Genomic DNA, 15,831 nt, shown 5'->3' with positions numbered 1-15,831 from the left:
CGGGACCAGGAGCACGGTCCCGGTTCCGGGCCGCCGGGGGGACCGGGGGCCCCGGCGCGGATCGTCCGCTGCCCGGACGCCCGGCACCCCCTCCACCTGATGGTCTGGAAACCGGCCGGGAACCCCCGGCCGACTTGGCCGACGCTCGCGTCCATCAGCCGGAGGGCACCGTGATCCGCGCACTGACCGGATTCTCCACCAGAAACGCGTGGAAGGTCATCGTCCTCTGGGCGGTCCTGGGGCTCGGGCTGACCGCGCTCGGGCCGATGCTGCTCGGCCGGGTCACCGACTCGCAGACCGCCGACTTCCTGCCGAAGAGCTACGACTCGGCCGCCGCCCTGCGGATCGCCGAGGAGCAGTTCGGCGTGAAGCCCGACGCCACCACGGTCACGGTGCTGGTCGCCCGGAGCGACGGCAAGGCGCTCACCGACGGCGACCGGCAGCGGATCGAGACCGAGGCGGCGGAGCTCGGCCGGCGCCGGGTCGTCATGCCCAGGGCGGAGGACGAGCCGTCGTTCCTGCTGCCCGACCGCTCCCAGACCCCCCGGATCGCCCCCGCGATGACGGCGCCCGACCGGAGCTTCGAACTGCTCTCCGTCGAACTGACCGGCAGCACCGTGGACGAGGGCGTCCAGAAGGTCTACCGGGTCTTCCGGGACTCCGCCCGCGCGCAGTTCGCCGACGCCGGGATGCGCACCGGGTTCACCGGCGGCCTCGCCGAGGCCACCGACAGCGCGGACGACAACCGGACCGCCGCGCTCATCGGCAGCAGCCTGATCATGGTGCTGATCGTCCTGCTCAACGTGCTGGTGTTCCGCAGCGTGCTCGCGGCCGTGCTGCCGCTGCTCGTGGTCGCGCTGATCGGTGGCGTGGCCGGAGGCGCGGTGGCCGGCGCCGCGGCGCTCACCGGCCTGCGGCTGGACGCCTCCACCCCGAGCCTGATCTCCGTCGTCCTGCTCGGCATCGGCGTCGACTACCTGCTGTTCCTGCTCTTCCGGTTCCGCGAGCACCTGCGCGCCCGGCCCGACCAGCCCGCCCGCGAGGCCGCCGCCGAGGTGTCCGCCCGGGTGGGCACCGCGATCACCTCCGCCGCACTGACCATCGTGGCCGCCTTCGCCACCCTGGGCGTGGCGAGCTTCGGGCAGTTCCGCTCGCTCGGCCCGGCGATCGCCGTCGCCGTCCTGGTCATGCTGCTGGGCAGCCTCACCCTGATGCCGGCCCTGCTCGCCGCCTGCGGCCGCGGGATGTTCTGGCCCTCCCGCAGCCTGGACCGGGAACCGCGCGGGGGCGTGGCCGCCCGCTACGGCGCCTTCGTCGCCCGGCGCCCGGTGGTCCTGCTGCTCGGCTCCGTCGCGCTGCTCGGCGCCCTGGCCGCGGGGATGACCGGGATCCGGATGGACTACGGCCAGGGCGGCGGCTCGAAGACCGCGGCCGCGGCCACCGCCGCGGAGATCTCCCGAGCCCTGCCGGCGGGCGTGTCCGACCCGACCACCGTCTACGTCACCGCGAATGACGGCGGCACCCTCGACCCCGCCCGGCTCGACGGACTCTCCCGCGCCCTGGCGAAGGCCGACGGTGTCGGCCAGGTGGGCGGCACCGTCCTGAACGCGGACCGCCGCGCCGCCCGGATCGACCTCTTCCTCACCGCCGACCCGCAGAGCGCGCGGGCCCGTGACCTGGTGTCCGGCCCGGTCCGCGCCGCCGTCGCCGCCCACACCCCCGCCGGCACGAGCGCCCACGTCGGCGGCACGGCGGCGATCTTCGCCGACGTCTCCGTCGCCGTCGACCACGACCTGAGGGTCGTCTTCCCGGTCGCCGCCGCCCTGATCGCCCTGATCCTGCTGCTCCTGCTGCGCAGCGTGCTCGCCCCGGTGGTGCTGATGCTCGCCGTCGGGCTCGGCTTCTCCGCCACCCTGGGCGCCGCCACCCTGCTGTTCCAGCACGTGCTGGACGAGCCCGGCGTCAGCTTCACCCTCCCGCTGGTGCTGTTCCTGTTCGTCGTCGCCCTGGGCACCGACTACAACATCCTCATCACCGACCGGATCCGTGAGGAGATGCACCGCCCCGGCCCGGCCCGCGCCGCCGTGGCCCGCGCCGTGCGCCACACCACGCCCGCCGTCGCCACCGCCGGCCTGGTCCTGGCCGGCTCCTTCGCCACCCTCGCCACCACCCCCGGCAGCGCCCAGATCGCCTTCGCGCTGACGCTCGGCATCCTCCTCTCCGCCGTCGTCCTCTCCCTCGCGCTGGTCCCCGCCCTGGCCGCCCTCCTCGGCCGCGCCCTCTGGTGGCCCCTGCGCCCCACCCCGGCCCCGGCCCCGGCCCCCAACCCGACCCAGCCCCCGACCCACGTCCTCACCCCCTGACCGGGCGCCCGCCTGCCCCGGGCGCCCACGGAGGCCCGGCCCCCCACCCCGAGGGCGCCGGGCCTCCGGCCTGCGCGGGAGGGCTCAGCGTTCCCCGTGGAGCGCGCTGCTCAGGCTGTGCGCGTTCACGAGGTAGAGGCTGTCGATGATGTCGAGGCACCGGGCCCGCGTTTCCTGGTCCCCCTGGCGGTACAGGCGCAGCACCGTCTCGATCAAGTCGCCCTGGACGACCGTGTTTCCGCGCGGCCGGGTCCCGTGGTTCGGCGTCGAGACCATCGCCAGGGCCCGACACGCTTCGAGCGTTCGGGAGGGCAGGCGCAGGGTGGACCGGGACAGCGAAGCGGCCAGCGGCTCGGGGTGCTCGAAGAAGGCAGGACTGGAGAGAAAGGAACTGATGAGACCGTCCGCGACCTCCTGCCGCAACGAGGCCACGGCGCGCATGGATTGGGCCGCGGCCTGACGCACCTGCGCGTCGTCGTCGTGGAACATGCCGGGGAGCAGCGGCGCGCCGCGCGAGGGATCGTCGGCGACCGCCCGCGCCGCACCCCGGCGTGCTGCCGGAAGCAGGGACCTCGGGCCGGCGGGCAAGCCGGGGAGCAGCCGCTCCCGTACGGCGAGCGCCGTCCAACTCGCTCCGGCCTGCGGTGCCGCGAGGTCGGGCCCTTCGAGTGCTCGGACCAACTGCGGTGCGAAGCGCCCGGTGTCCTGGAGGAGGGCCCAGGTCAGCAGTTCATTGGGTGCGTGGGCGACGTGGATCTCCACAGGGGCGTCGGCGAAGAGGGCTTCGGCGAGATCGAGGGCCGGGCCCGGGGCGTGGCGCACGAGCGCGAGCACGGGGTCGGCGGCGCACACCCGGACAGCCGCGCTGGTGTCCCGCACGAGTCGTTCCAGCAGTGGCAGCAGCGCCCGCACCGGCGCGTCCGTCGTCCTGAGCAGCCCACCGATGGCCAGGGCGGCCGCTCCTCGGGTGGAGTTCGTTCCCGTGATCCGGAGACTCGCACCGTAGTCCTCCTCCCGGTGCGACCCGGTCCGGACCGGGTCGGCCGGTGGGTCGGGATCGTCCACACAACCGCTCAGGAGGCCGATCGTGGTCGGATGGTCGGCCACGTCCACCGCCCTGTCGAGGATCGCGTGGCAGACGGTCCGTCCCACGTGTTCGCCGGCCACGAGCCGGGCGTGCTCGCAGAGCCGTAGGAGGAGGTCGGCTCCGACGCCCGGGGTGACGCCCTCGATCAGGGCGGTGAACGCGGGGAGGGGGATGCCCTCGTCGAACCTGCACCCCAGCCGGGCGAACCGGTGCGGCCAGTGGCCGGCCGTGGTCCCGAGCAGCGACGCCAGCTCGGTGGCCCCGCCCCTCGGGCGCTCGCCGCTCCATTCGACGCCCTCCTGGGTGTACTTCCGCAACGCGCGCAGCCACTGGGAATCCGTCATGTGATCGCCGGCCGACGAGGCGATCGGGGGTTCGACCCAGTGGGCTTCCACCGGACGGGTGTCGCGCAGGGAATCCCGTCCGAACTTGCGTTCCAGCTCGCCGAGACGTCTCCTCGCCTCAGGGGTCAGGCGTCCCTCGTCGACGGCTTCGAGCAGCTCGTACTGGGCGCGCCCGAAGAGGTCCCGGTGCTCGGGGGTGCGTTCGTGGTCCGGGTAATGACGGAGAAGGGTCCGGAGCAGCCGGCGCAGGGTCTCCTCCCCGCAGTCCCGCGTTGCTGCGGAGATGAGTTCGCGCGAGGCCTGGTAAGGGCTGTCGAGCCAACCGAGACCGAGGCGTCCGGGAGCCGCGGTGAGCCACCTCAGCGCCTCGTCCGGCCGGTTCCACGTGGCGTAGGTCCGGCAGGCGAGGAAGTTCGGCGCCCATCCCTCACCCGCCGCCAGGATTCCCATGGCCTCCACGACGGCGGAGGGCTCCCGCTCGGCCAGGGTCCGCAGGGCGTTGTGCGCCGCCGCGTACAGGGCGTCGCTGATGCCGGGTTCGAACGAGGAGGGCGGATGCGTCCACCGGGACTGCGGGACGTCCGCCTCCGGGTCGGCGGCGTGGTTCGACTCCACCACGGCGATCACGAACGGCAGCACGTGGTCGAGTGCGCCCCTGGGTGCCGTCGCGGCCGTCTCGACAACGAGGGATCCCAACCGGGATCCGCCGGGTGTGGGCAGGTGCCCGGAGTCGAACGGGTCGCTGTAGCCGGCGGCGGCGGTCCGACGGAGCGCCCGGGTGAGGAAGAACCCCAGCACACGGATCGCGGATTCCGCGTCCTGCTGGGCGAGTTGTTCGAAAAGGCCCCAGAACGCCGCGCCGGTGCCGATCCGCCAGTCGGTGCTGTCGTCGAAGTCGCCGCGGTCGATGAGCCGGCGGACCAGAGCGACGGAGGACGGTGTGGGCCACCTACCGACCCACTCGCGGATCCGCCGCCGCCACGCTTCGTCGGCGTCCACGTACGGCTCGACGAGTTCCAGCACCCGCTCGGGGCGCTGTTCCGTGCACCACTCCAGTTGCCGGAAGACCAGCGGGACCGTTCCCGGGTCGGCGAGCCACCGTTCCCACCGGCCCGTGTCGGCCGCGTCGAACCACGCGGGCCGGGCCAGCAGCCCTCGTAGCCGCTCCGCGGTGACTCCCTCTCCCCACGCGAGCGGGTCCAGGACGGCCCAGTCCTCGCTCGTGGCGTCGAGTTCCTCCAGTACGGCGAGGGCGATGAAGTGCAGATGCGGCCGGACGCGTCCGGAGGTCAGCAGGCGGACCACCGTGCGCCGGAACTCCGCACGGTCCGTACTGCGCAGGTGCTCCAGCACCTGCCGGGTCTGGGCCCGGCGGAACAGGGCCTGGCCGCTCGCCGCCAGGAAGTCATGGAGGTCGTGGCCGGCGCCGACGAACGCGCGGGCGAAGAGGTAGTCGAAGTACGTCTCGTGGAAGAACCCGGTGCGCTCGCCGTCCGCCTTGAACAGGACTCCGGCCGAGACGAGCACGGCCAGATCGGCTATGGCGAAGCGGTCCAGCAGGGCGTCGGGGACGGTGAGGGTCTCGCGCCGGCTCATCTCGTCGACCAGCCGGCCGGTGATCTCCGGCCAGGCACCGGCGGGCAGCGAACGCTCGATCGTGCGGCGGGTCTCCTCCGTGTACCGGGCGTAGAGCTCCTGGAGGCTCCGGTACGGCGTCGTCCGCGCGGTCGGCGAGAGCCTGCCGAAGACCGCGAGGTGCAGCGGGGTGCGGAGGAGTTCCAGCGTGTCCGCGCCGAGTGCCCGCGCCGAGGTGCCGTCCGCTTCGAGAACGGAACGCACGGCCTCGTCGTCGAGGGGGCCGAGGGCGAAGCGTTCCGTCCTCCCCTCCTGCCTGACCAGGCTCGTCAGCCGAGGGTCCTTCTCGACGTCGACGGTCCTGGCCACCAGGACGATCCGGACGTGCGGTGAGTCGGCCAGCGCGTCGAGCATCTCGTCCACGGCCTCGAAGGCGTCGGGCATGCGACCGCTGTAGCTGCTCGCGGCGTCGAGCTGGTCCACGACGAGCAGCGCCGGGGTGTCACTCGCCATCCGGGCGAGCAGTGCGGCAGGTGAGGCGGGCAGAGCCAGTCGACGTCCCACGGCCTCGGCGGTCCGGTCGTCCGCGTCCATCTCGTCCATCCGGAAGGGCAGTACGGGCCACCCCCGGTCCTCCGCCAGGGCGACGACCTCGCCCACCACGGTGGACTTCCCCATGCCGGCGGAGCCCTCGCACACGATGGTCGTCGGCGCGTCCTCCGCGACCAGCCGGGCGAACAGCTGCTGCGCGTAGGGGCTGGTGGCCAGCCCGAAGGTCGGGCGCAGCCGGTCCGCGCGCAGGAGGAACCGTCGCTTGACCGCGTGGACGGCGCGCAGATCGGTGTCCGCGGTGTCCGGCTGGGGCGCGCCGGAAGTGACGACGACGAGGTTCGCGTGGTTCTCGATGACGCAGCCGGCGCCGGGTGGGCCGGCGAGCCGACCCGAGTCGGCGGGCGGCCCGCTGCTTCGCCCCGCGCCGTGCTCGCGCACCAGCCGCTGCAGACGTGATGCCGCCGCCTCACGCTCCCCGGGATCGAGCCGCCCCAGCAGGTCGATGAAGCGGTCCTGCCAGGCCACGGCGCGACGGTGGCAGACGGCCCGGGCCTCCGCCTCGTCGGCCGTCCGCAGCTCGGCCGCGGTTGCTGTCAGACGGTCCCGCTCCGAGTGTTCGTCCGCTCCGCCCACCCGGGCGAGCCAGGCTGCCATTCGGGGCAGGAACGACGGCCAGTGGGCGGTTCCCGCCGAATCCACGACGGCGATGCCGGCGTCCGTCGCGACGAAGAACAAGGATTCCGGCAACACGCATTCCCCCTGGTCGGTCGCCGCCACGATAGCCGGTACAGCCGGCCGGTGCGGGGAATTCCCCGATACCGCCCTCCGCTGCGCCCATCTCCTCAACCAGACGCCGTGGAAGGCACGTTCGTCGTGGTGGCGGAGGTGGTCCGCCCGGCATCCCGGGCGGTGGGGAAGGAGGAAACGGGAAACACGAATTTCCTCTGCGGAGCGCCACTGCGCGGTGTCAGAGTGGGCGACAGGGTGATCTGGGGAAGTCCGGCAGCCCATCGGGCCGCCGTTGTGCGAACAGGACGGAATTCTGCATGCCTTTGATCTTCGTGAATTACCGGACCGGTGACGAGGAGGCGACCGCCACGCTCGTGGACCGCGAGTTGTCGCGGGTGTTCGGCACCGGGAACGTGTTCCGGGCGAGCAAGTCGATCGCACCGGGGAGCCGCTTCCCCCAGGAACTGCTCACGGCCGTGCGGCGCAGCAGTGTGCTGCTGGCCGTGATCGGCCCCCGGTGGCTGGAGGCGGGGGAGCCGGGTGGGCGGATCCCCCGGGAGGGCGAGGAGGACTGGACCCGGCGGGAGATCGCGGAGGCGCTCGACACCGGAGCCGTGGTCGTCCCCCTACTGGTCGGCGGGGCGAAGCGGCTGCGGCACGAGGACCTCCCGGCCCGGATCAGGGGCCTCGCCGACCGCCAGTACTGCAGGTTCAGCCACCGCAACGTCGGCGCCGACCTCGGGAAGCTGGTCGACGACCTCGTGAAACTGCCCAAACTCCACGCCGCCGCACGGGACAACGGGTACCTGCGGGCCCCGGCCCCGTCGGAGGAACGCCTGCACCGGACCGGCGGGGCCCAGGTGATCCAGCACACGCAGCACGGGGGGATCGGGAGGGTCGGCGAGTTCTCCGGGACCTACATCCATGAGGCCGGGGGGCCGGTCCACACGGGCAGCGGTCACCTCTACCAGTACCTGCCGGGTGACGAGCGGTCATGACCAGGGCCGACCGGATGCGGGTACCACCGGCCGCGGACGTCTTCGCGGGCATCTGCCGGAGCGTCGAGGCGTACTGCGCCGACACGGCGCTGCCGTGCGGGCCCGCGACACCGTGCGAGGCCGGTGTGCCGCGCTCCTGGGAGGAGCTGAGGCGTCACGCCCGCGACTCCGTTCCCGGTGGCTCCGAGCGGATCGCCGCTTGGCGTTGTGTCGCACACCACATCCGCGAGGAGTCGGCGACCGGCGGCGAGCGGATCTGGACACTGACCGCCGTCGGGCTGCTCGCTCCCCGGCTGCGCGGAGCGGCGTACGCGATCGCCCGCCGGACGGGAGCCGAACGGGCCGATGTCGGGTCCGCACTGCTGCTGGGAGTGCTGGAGGGCGCGCGGAGCGTCCCGGAGCCCTCGGCGGACGTCGAACGGCACCTGATGGATGCGGCGTTCGCCGCCGGCTGGCGGACCGGGCGACGCGGTTCCCAGGAGGTCCCGGTGGCGGAGCGGGGCGAGGAACGGTACGGGGCAGTGCCCCTGTTGGCGGTCCGGACGCCCGCCGGCGTCGTGTCCGTCGGCGCGATGTCCGGGAGGCTGCTCCAGCGGGCCCAGGGCGAACGCCTGGGTGCGCTGGCCCACCGCCTGGGCCTACTGCCGCACGTGCGCCAGGTCCGCCGGACCAGCCGGTCCCGGCCAGGCGGACCGCACGGCGCCGGCCGTCGCACGACGGGCGAGCAGTCCGCCCTGTTCGAGATGCCCGAGACAGGAGGAGGCGTCCATGCGGGGCCGTCGTGACGAGTTCGTGCCGTTCTCGGTGGTCTTCGGCCTCCCGGCGGAGGTCGGCCTGCGGATCGCCGCGAACGCCCTGGGCCTGAGCCCGGCCACCGCGTACCGCCGGATCGCCCGCGGGGACTTCCCCTGTGCCCTGCGCAAGGTCGGCCGGACGTACGTCGTACGGATGCCGGACCTGATGCGCGCCCTGCGCATCCAGGACGTGCGCGTCCATCACGACGACATCGAGGCGGGCGCCCGCTTCGCCGCCGGGAGCACCGATGACTGACCCCGGACGCAACGAGGTTCCGGGCCGCACGGTGCGGCCCGGAACCTCGTGGGGGCGTCCGGTGCTCAGCCGCCGCCGTAGGTGGCCTGGGTGACGGCGAAGACGTTGCGGCTGCCGGTGGTCTCCTGCAGTGACCACAGCAGGTCGGGGTTGGTGGCGTCCTCCCAGTAGGAGAGGCCCTCGCCGCCGCCCACCCAGGCGAAGGTGGACGGGCCCGCGAATGGATCAACAGCCGTCCACGCTAGGGCCGTTTTGAGCATGTCCGCAACATCCCGAGAAGGGTCGGCCGCGCCCCGTAGGGCCAGGGCGCGGCCGCATCGAACAGGCGCCCAAGACTGAGGCGGGCTGACTTCGGGAGCGCGATCGATGAACTTCGAGGTTTACCGCCAGGGAAGTCTCTTGATCGCTTTTGGAGTTGGTGGCAAAGCGCAGCCTCCACTCGTTGCCGGTCGGTGGTGGCGGGACGTCGTCGCCGCGTTTGGGGCTCATGGTGCGAGCACCTCGCCGTGGTCCTCGCCGGGAAGCGGTTCGGCGAGCTGCGCGGCGAGGTCGGGATCCGCCAGGATCCGGGCGGTGGCGCGCCACTCGACGATCACGCGGTGCAGGTTGGCGTGGACGTCCAGTTCCACCGCGTCGCGGGTGGCGTTCACGAGGTCGACGACGAACTCTCGAACCTCGTCGGCCGACAGATGCCGACTCCAGGGAAATACCTCGGGGAGCGCGAGACGGACGGCGCGGGCCCCCTCGTCGCTGGCGATCAGCGCGGCGAACAGGCGGGCGGTGACGTCTGCGGTCTCCTCGCGCTGGCGGTCGTGGCGCTCGGTGGTGAGGTACAGATCCTCGCCGTCACGGCGCGTGACGTGAACGCGCTGGGCTTGTTCAACGGTGTCCGCGACGCGCTTGGAGTTCTTCGACAGATCGGAGAACGACACAGTGAGGGTGGACATGGGGCGACGCTACTTCGGAATGTGTTCCGAAGTAGCGTCGAGATGCCCGTCGAGATCGTCACCGCCCGGTGCCCGCCCTGTCAGAGCCGGCTCGGCTCCACCAACGGCCGGTCGAGGCTGTCGAAGGGCGAAGGCCCGGGCCGCTGAGCGGTCCGGGCCTTCCACCGGCGGAGGATACGAGATTCGAACTCGTGGGTGATTGCCGCCAACACGCTTTCCAGCTGTTCGGCCGGCTGTCCGGAAGGGTCCGCATGTGCCCTGGCCTGCGGCGGAGCGTCCGGCCACCAAGGTTCTGACGGCAATGGACGGAAGTGAACGCAGCCAGAACCGCAACCAGAGCGGGGCCGTGCTCCGCCCGGCCCGGTGGTCGTGCCGGCGGGTGACCGGGGGCGCGATGCACTGCCGTCGGGCGTAATGGAAGGACCCGCACCGCGGCGGACTCCGCGGGGGGTGCCGGGACCGATCGAGCCGGTGCCGAGTGCCGCGACCGGAGGAGGACGGCGGTGAGGGACGATGAGCGGTGAGCAGCCGGCCGGCGCAGCGGGGCCGGACCGGTCGGAGGGGTGCGGCGAACGCCTGTTGGGGGCGCTGCTCGATCAGGCCCACGAGCTTCCGCCCCCGCTGATCGCCCCGCTGGTCGCCGACGTGGTGCGCGGGTTCGGCGGCCGTGACCCGGTGCTCCTGCTGCAGGACTACGGCCAGCTGGCGCTGGTGCCGCTGCCTGGGCGGGGGCTGGACGCGGGGGAGCCGGTGCCGATCGACGGTTCCCCGGCGGGTGCGGCCTTCCTGCGCGGTGTTCCCGTCGAGGAACCGCAGACCGGCGGGGTGCGGGTGTACCTGCCGTTGCTGGACGGCGGTGACGAGGCGGGGTCCTGGCCCTTGATCGAGTGGCGCTGACGCACCGGCCCCGACCACGGCGTTTGTCACCCGCCAGGTGGGCCCGGTAGGGGCGGAGTACCGTGGGGATGTCGGAGCGGCCCGATCCCGCCGCTCCCCGGAGGCCGGCCCTCGCGCGGCGGCCGGTACCCGTACCCGTGCCCGTGCCCGCGGACAGCCGGCGAGCCATGTCGGACGGAACCGGTGCCGCGATCCCGGAACTCCGTCCGATCGGGGCGTTGACCGCACGGGCAGACAGGAAAGGCGGGGTGGAGAGATGTCCGTCTACGTGAAACTCTCGGCCGACGCCTGGGCGCCGGCCGAGCTCTCGAAGGGGCCGTTGGACCTGCAGTACGAGGACAGTGTGGACGGCGTCACCTTCGAGTACGACCTGCACCCGAGCGGTGCGCTGCGCGTTCTGCGGGTCTTCGAGGACACGCCGTACCGGATCGAGGTCTGCTTCGGCCCCGGGGCGTGGCTCCAGGTCGTGGGCAACTACCTGCGAAGCGGCGCCGAGTACTGACGGCACCGATGGCGGTCCGTTCCGGGCGGACCGCGGGCCCTCGGCGACGGTCGCCCGGCTGCTCAGACGCGCCCGTAGCGGACCGCCTGGTCGGCCAGCTCCCGGGCCATCTCCTCGGAAACGGTCGGACGCGTGCGGTGGATGGCGTTCAGATAGTCCTCGGTGCCGGGTTGGGCCCGCTTCCCCGTGTCGAGGGTGCGTTCGAAGGTGCTCTGGGCGACCGCCATGGCGACCTGCCGGATGTCGGCGGGGGTGAAGCCCTCGCTGGCTGCGGCGAGGACCGCCGTGTCGGCCGCGGTACCCGTTTTCGCCGTGTAGTCGGCCCACAGCGCGTCACGGGCCGTGGCATCGGGCGGCCCGACCGGCAGGACGTAGTCGAACCGGCCGTGGCGCAGGAACGCCGGGTCCAGGGCGGCCACCGAGTTGGTGGCGCAGACGAGGAGCCGGCCGTCGCGCTCACGGAACCGCACGATCGACTTGAGGAGCTCGTTGACCACGCCGACCGACGTGGGGGCGGCGAGGTTGCGCGTACCGGCGACCTCCTCGACCTCGTCGATGAAGAGCAGCACGTGGTCGAGCTGTGCCACTTCCTCGAAGCGGCGGCCGAGTTCGATGGCCAGCCCGTCCTCGGACGCGAGCCGGGAGGGGAACAGCTCGATGAACGGCCAGCCGAGCCGACCCGCCACGGCCTTGGCGAACGTGCTCTTGCCCGTGCCCGGCGGACCGAACAGCACGACCGCGCGGGGCGGTTCCACCCCGTGGGCGTCCGCCAGCTCGGGGTTCGCCAGGGGCAGCACCAACCGCCGTTCGATGAGCCGCTTCTCGTCGGTCATGCCCGTGAGCCGTTCCCAGAGGCCGGCTTCGGGCATGACCGCGCCCAGCATCGCCAGGACTGTCGGGCCCTGGGGGCTGACGACCTCCGACTTCTCGAAGTACGTGAGCCCGCGGTGGCGGCGGAACCCGGAGTCGGCCAGCGCGGTGGCGCCGGTCTCCTCCTCGGGCAGCAGCGCTGCGACGATCCTGGCACCGGCGTCCCGCAGCCGGCGCTCCAGCGCGGACAGCAGGGCGCTGCCGACGCCCAGGTTCCGCCAGCCGGGGTGCAGGGCGATGCGCAGCACCCATGCCCGGTCCCCGTCGACCCGGCCCACCGCCGCGCCCACGAGACGTTCGTCGGCGACCACGACGACGCCCGGATCACGTGCCTGCAACGCGGCGACCACGTCGGAGAGGCGGAAGACGGCGGCGCGGTCCGTGGTGGCGCTCTCCGCGTCGAGCCGGACCACCGCTTCGAGGTCGTCCGGTGTGAAGTCCCGGACATGCCAGACAGCCATACACCGCCTCGATCGAACGTCGCGCGCCCCGCCCCTCGGACCCATCATCGGCCGACTCCGGTGTGGCCGCCTGCCCGGGCGGAGCGGCCCGGCGCGGGCCAGGGTCCCGCGCGCCCGGGTCCCACGCGTGCCCGGGGCCGTTCACCGGGGCCGTTCAGCCGAGCAGGAGTTCCGCGGCCGGCGTGTGGTTTCCGGTCGCGGAGGCGCCGGCCATGGCCGAGGCGGCGGTCGCCGGATCGGTGCCGGGCGGCACCACCAGCAGGAGGAAGTGGTCCTGGAGGCCCCGGGTGATGCTGATCGTCGCGTCGCTGCCGGTGAACCAGTTGATCCTGACCGTCAGGCCGTTCGCCGCGATGGACCGGGGCACGCCGTTCCAGGCCTCGGTGTCGAGGCCGACCCGCAGGATGCGCCCGTAGTGGGCGCCGAGCGCGGTGATCAGGTCCGGCAGTTCGGCGAGGACGTGGTTCGAGCGGGGCCACCAGGCCCCGTCGAAGACACCCTCCCGCGACATCGTCGGCTCCAGCGTCAGACGTGGCAGCAGTGGGGCACCGGGCACCGTCCATGGCCCGGGGGAGGAAGGAATGGGGAGGGGGATTGGCATCATCTGAGGCCGCCCGTCCGGTCCGCGAGGGACCCGTCATGACCCAGGGCGACGTCGACGCTGATGCCGGTGTCCGGAATGTCCTCGGTTGCTCTCCACGTTACTCCGCCGTAGCCTCCCCTGGCCCGACCAGCGCGGGAGTAGCCTCGGAGACATCCAGGGCACCCCGTATCCCGGTCCCCGTTCCGGCTTCGTTCCGGGTGCAGGACAGCCCGGCAGGCCCCGCCCCGGCGGGCGGCCGGGGATGTGAACGGTGAACGCCGTGACTACTCACTCGCCCCAGCCGGCCCGGCCCGGCCACGGTCTCACGGTCGCCGACGCCATGGAACCCTGCGACTACCGGATAGCCGACGACAGCACCGTCGACCAGGCCGACGACATCCTCCGCGGCGCCCACCTGGACTACCTCCTCGTTCGCGGCCACGACGGCCGGTGCGAAGGGCTGGTGGCCCGCACCGGACTCCACCCGTTCCTGGCCCGCTCCTGGTCCACCGACCGGACCGCGATCAGCGCCACCTCGCACCAGCGCGGCCCGTTCGCCTGGCCGACCGTGGGCCTGGCCCTGGCCGCGCTCGCGATGCGGATCAAGCACCTGGCGGTCCGGCCCGTCGTCGACGAGGACGGCTACATCCTCGGCGTCCTCACCGCGGACCGCGCCACCGGTCTGCTCGCCGTCACGCCGACTCCGTGAAGCCGTCGCTGTCCGCACCGTGAGAACCAGTCGGACCGACCGGGACCGGAACCGGGACCACGGCATGACGAAGGCCCGGACCGCAGTGCGATCGGGGCATTCGTCTGCCCGGCTGTCCGGGGGGATGCGTCCCGACCAGCGGTGGAGCGACCTGCTCACCAGGCTCCGGACGGCGCTGAACGAGCGTGAACGCAACCGGAACCGCAACCGGGCGCCGCATCGAGGTGATGGTGATCCCGGCCGGAGCTATGAGGGCATCACCCCGTGGATGCGGGAGAGGGTGAACACGCGGTCGTCATCGCGCAGGTGGCACCAGGCGTGGAGGTAGGGGGCGTCCAGTTCGAGTCGGCTGAGCGTGCGGACCGTCGTGTTGCCCGAGGTGGCCACGTACTCGATCGTGACGGCCTGCCCGTCGTTGACGGCATGGGCCAACTGGCGGACATCGGTGAAGGAGAGGTTGCGCGCCCACCCGGCGATGATCTCCTCGGTGTCGCTGTCGTAGGGGCGGCCGTCGTACGGATCGGGCTCCGGGACGTCCTGTGGGGCGTCCCGCAGACGGGCGGCGAGGGCGACCAGGTCGACGGCGGTCCGAACGTCCGCGGGGCGGCCGCCCGCCCGCTGCGGGCGGGACCCGCCGCCGGGAAGGGGGGCCGGGCCCGCCGCGCGGGGGCGTTGGGCCCGCTCGATGCGGACGGACCCGTCCGGCTTCTCGGCGACGGGGGCGTAGCCCGCGGACCGCAGTGCCGCGAGCGTCTTGTCGGGTGGGGTCCGGCTGATCAGCACGGTCGGCGCCAGCAGCCGCAGTCCGAGCTGGGTGAGCTTGCGGTGCGCGGCCAACTCGGCCAGGAGGGCCGGCTCCTCGCCGTGGATCACACAGGCGGTGGCGACGACACGCATCCGGCCGTGGCCGCGCGCCGTGTCGTGGATCAGGTACGAGAGCGGCTGGGGGAGCGGTTCGACGGCGACGTCAGCCAGATCGGCCGTCAAGGTGTCGGGGGTCAGACCGGCATCGAGGGCGCGGCGGACACTGGCCGGGCTGAACCGCCAGACGGACGCCGTCCCGACGCTCTCCCGGTCCGCGACGGCGTCCAGCAGCGCGAGGAGATGCGCAGCCGGTGTACCGGCGACCACGGCGGTGAGATCGCTGCCGAACCGGGCGGTCCTGCTGGCGGCGGGCAGTAGCCGTCGACAGGCATCGGTCAGGGCTGCGTCGTCGTCGGCCAGCAGGGCGGTCCCGACAGGGGACAAGGCCCCGCGGGCGAGTGCGCCGAGCAGTTCCGCTTCGCGGATCAGCGTGGCGAACGGCGTGGCGTCCTGAGGGAGTTCGTCGGCGAGCGGGCGGAGCCAGACGAGTAGCGCCCCCAGTTCCGCCGGGTTCGCCGAGCCCTCGCCGGCCGGGAGTCGTGCCGCAGCCGTGAGCAGCCCGTGCCGAGCCTGAAGGCAGCCGCCACAGGCCGGTGCCCTGGTGAGTGCCGGCAGAGCCTTCCCGTCCTCGTCGCGGTTCCCGCCAGGGGTCAGCGGCAGTGTCCACCAGGCCCGGAGGAGCACGGCGAGCTGGTCGGTCGGTTCTTCCACGGCCCAGGTGTCGTAGGCGGCGGTGGCCGCGACCCGGTCACCGTTCCGGGTCAGTAGCCCGGCCGCGCTCGCCGCCTCCAGCACCAGACGCACCACGATCTCGTCGCACCGTGCTGCCTTGCCGATCCGGGACAGCTCACGGGCGCCGACCCCGCCGGCCTTCAGCCGAGCCGGGGGAGCGACGGCGCACACCCCGAGGACGGACACCGCATGGGCGGCGAACGCCATCAAGGCGGAAGTGGCCTCCCGGTCGATGTCCGAGACGGTGGTGGGCACCGACCGCACAGCTGGCGGGGAGGGCGTGAAAGGGGCGTGCCAGCCGGAGCCGCGCAGCGCGAGTGCCACCTCCGCGGGCATACTGGCCGGTCCGTACCGGTGGCGGTCCCGGACCAGCAGCCCCCGCTCCAGCGCCCACTGTTCGCCGGGCGCGGAGTCGGCCGGAGTCCCGAACATGATGAAGCCCGGTCGCTCCGGAGCCGCACGTGCCCGCCGCTCTAGGAGCTGTTCAAGGTTCGGATCTTGGAGTGACTCAGTTTCGGGCCAGTGTCTCTGGTAGAACTCGAGGACGTGGCGCGTTTTGACGTGACGG

At 73.0% G+C, this 15,831-nt stretch carries 12 protein-coding genes and 1 pseudogene; 7 read left to right on the top strand and 6 right to left on the bottom strand.

The annotated features are described in order from the left end of the window. Positions 1-170 precede the first annotated feature (170 nt). Entirely contained in the window at positions 171-2,363 is a 2,193-nt protein-coding gene (locus tag ACFVVU_RS33745) for an MMPL family transporter (RefSeq protein ID WP_380681829.1), read from the top strand. A gap of 84 nt (positions 2,364-2,447) precedes the next feature. Here the strand turns inward: ACFVVU_RS33745 and ACFVVU_RS33740 are convergent, their stop codons facing one another. After that, positions 2,448-6,668: a hypothetical protein gene (locus ACFVVU_RS33740; RefSeq protein WP_387793853.1), complete on the bottom strand. Its 4,221-nt coding sequence runs from the start codon at positions 6,666-6,668 to the stop codon at positions 2,448-2,450. A 299-nt stretch (positions 6,669-6,967) separates the two neighbouring features. On the opposite strand from ACFVVU_RS33740, the gene ACFVVU_RS33735 reads away from it, so the two are divergent. From ACFVVU_RS33735 to ACFVVU_RS33725, 3 genes are read left to right on the top strand one after another with little or no spacing between them, the layout of a single operon-like run. Next, on the top strand, positions 6,968-7,648 hold the full coding sequence (locus tag ACFVVU_RS33735) for a toll/interleukin-1 receptor domain-containing protein (protein ID WP_387793852.1): 681 nt from the start codon (positions 6,968-6,970) through the stop codon (positions 7,646-7,648). Continuing rightward, entirely contained in the window at positions 7,645-8,433 is a 789-nt protein-coding gene (locus tag ACFVVU_RS33730) for a hypothetical protein (protein ID WP_387793851.1), read from the top strand. Before ACFVVU_RS33735 ends, ACFVVU_RS33730 begins: the two co-directional genes overlap by 4 nt. Continuing rightward, complete coding sequence (locus ACFVVU_RS33725) at positions 8,417-8,698, top strand: helix-turn-helix domain-containing protein (RefSeq protein ID WP_380681833.1); 282 nt, start codon at positions 8,417-8,419, stop codon at positions 8,696-8,698. The genes ACFVVU_RS33730 and ACFVVU_RS33725 overlap by 17 nt, the downstream gene beginning before the upstream one ends. Positions 8,699-8,763: 65 nt before the next feature. Here ACFVVU_RS33725 and ACFVVU_RS33720 read toward each other — a convergent pair whose 3' ends face one another. Beyond that, a complete protein-coding gene (locus ACFVVU_RS33720) occupies positions 8,764-8,958 on the bottom strand; it encodes a hypothetical protein (protein WP_387793850.1) in 195 nt (64 codons plus the stop codon). 225 nt (positions 8,959-9,183) lie between these two features. After that, positions 9,184-9,645 (bottom strand): prevent-host-death family protein, encoded by a 462-nt coding sequence (locus tag ACFVVU_RS33715; protein WP_387793849.1) that lies wholly within the window; start codon positions 9,643-9,645, stop codon positions 9,184-9,186. Positions 9,646-10,158: 513 nt separating this feature from the next. Between ACFVVU_RS33715 and ACFVVU_RS33710 the strand changes: the two are divergent. Both ACFVVU_RS33710 and ACFVVU_RS33705 read left to right on the top strand, forming a co-directional pair. Next, a pseudogene (locus tag ACFVVU_RS33710) lies at positions 10,159-10,515 on the top strand (serine/threonine-protein phosphatase); the annotation flags it as partial. Between the two features lie 283 nt (positions 10,516-10,798). Continuing rightward, complete coding sequence (locus ACFVVU_RS33705; protein ID WP_387793848.1) at positions 10,799-11,044, top strand: hypothetical protein; 246 nt, start codon at positions 10,799-10,801, stop codon at positions 11,042-11,044. Positions 11,045-11,106: 62 nt separating this feature from the next. On the opposite strand, the gene ACFVVU_RS33700 is transcribed toward ACFVVU_RS33705, so the two are convergent. Beyond that, entirely contained in the window at positions 11,107-12,375 is a 1,269-nt protein-coding gene (locus ACFVVU_RS33700) for an ATP-binding protein (RefSeq protein WP_387793847.1), read from the bottom strand. A 154-nt stretch (positions 12,376-12,529) separates the two neighbouring features. Beyond that, positions 12,530-12,976: a DUF5994 family protein gene (locus ACFVVU_RS33695; protein WP_387793883.1), complete on the bottom strand. Its 447-nt coding sequence runs from the start codon at positions 12,974-12,976 to the stop codon at positions 12,530-12,532. Positions 12,977-13,238: 262 nt separating this feature from the next. On the opposite strand from ACFVVU_RS33695, the gene ACFVVU_RS33690 reads away from it, so the two are divergent. Next, positions 13,239-13,667, top strand: coding sequence for a CBS domain-containing protein (locus tag ACFVVU_RS33690; protein WP_387793846.1), 429 nt, complete (start codon positions 13,239-13,241; stop codon positions 13,665-13,667). Between the two features lie 246 nt (positions 13,668-13,913). Here the strand turns inward: ACFVVU_RS33690 and ACFVVU_RS33685 are convergent, their stop codons facing one another. Continuing rightward, entirely contained in the window at positions 13,914-15,695 is a 1,782-nt protein-coding gene (locus ACFVVU_RS33685; protein WP_387793845.1) for a helicase C-terminal domain-containing protein, read from the bottom strand. Positions 15,696-15,831 lie beyond the last annotated feature (136 nt).

This window comes from Kitasatospora sp. NPDC057965 (assembly GCF_042887135.1).
GTDB lineage: Bacteria > Actinomycetota > Actinomycetes > Streptomycetales > Streptomycetaceae > Kitasatospora.
The sequence above is the reverse complement of the archived record's forward strand: the minus strand, read 5'-3'. Positions and strand labels throughout refer to the sequence as shown.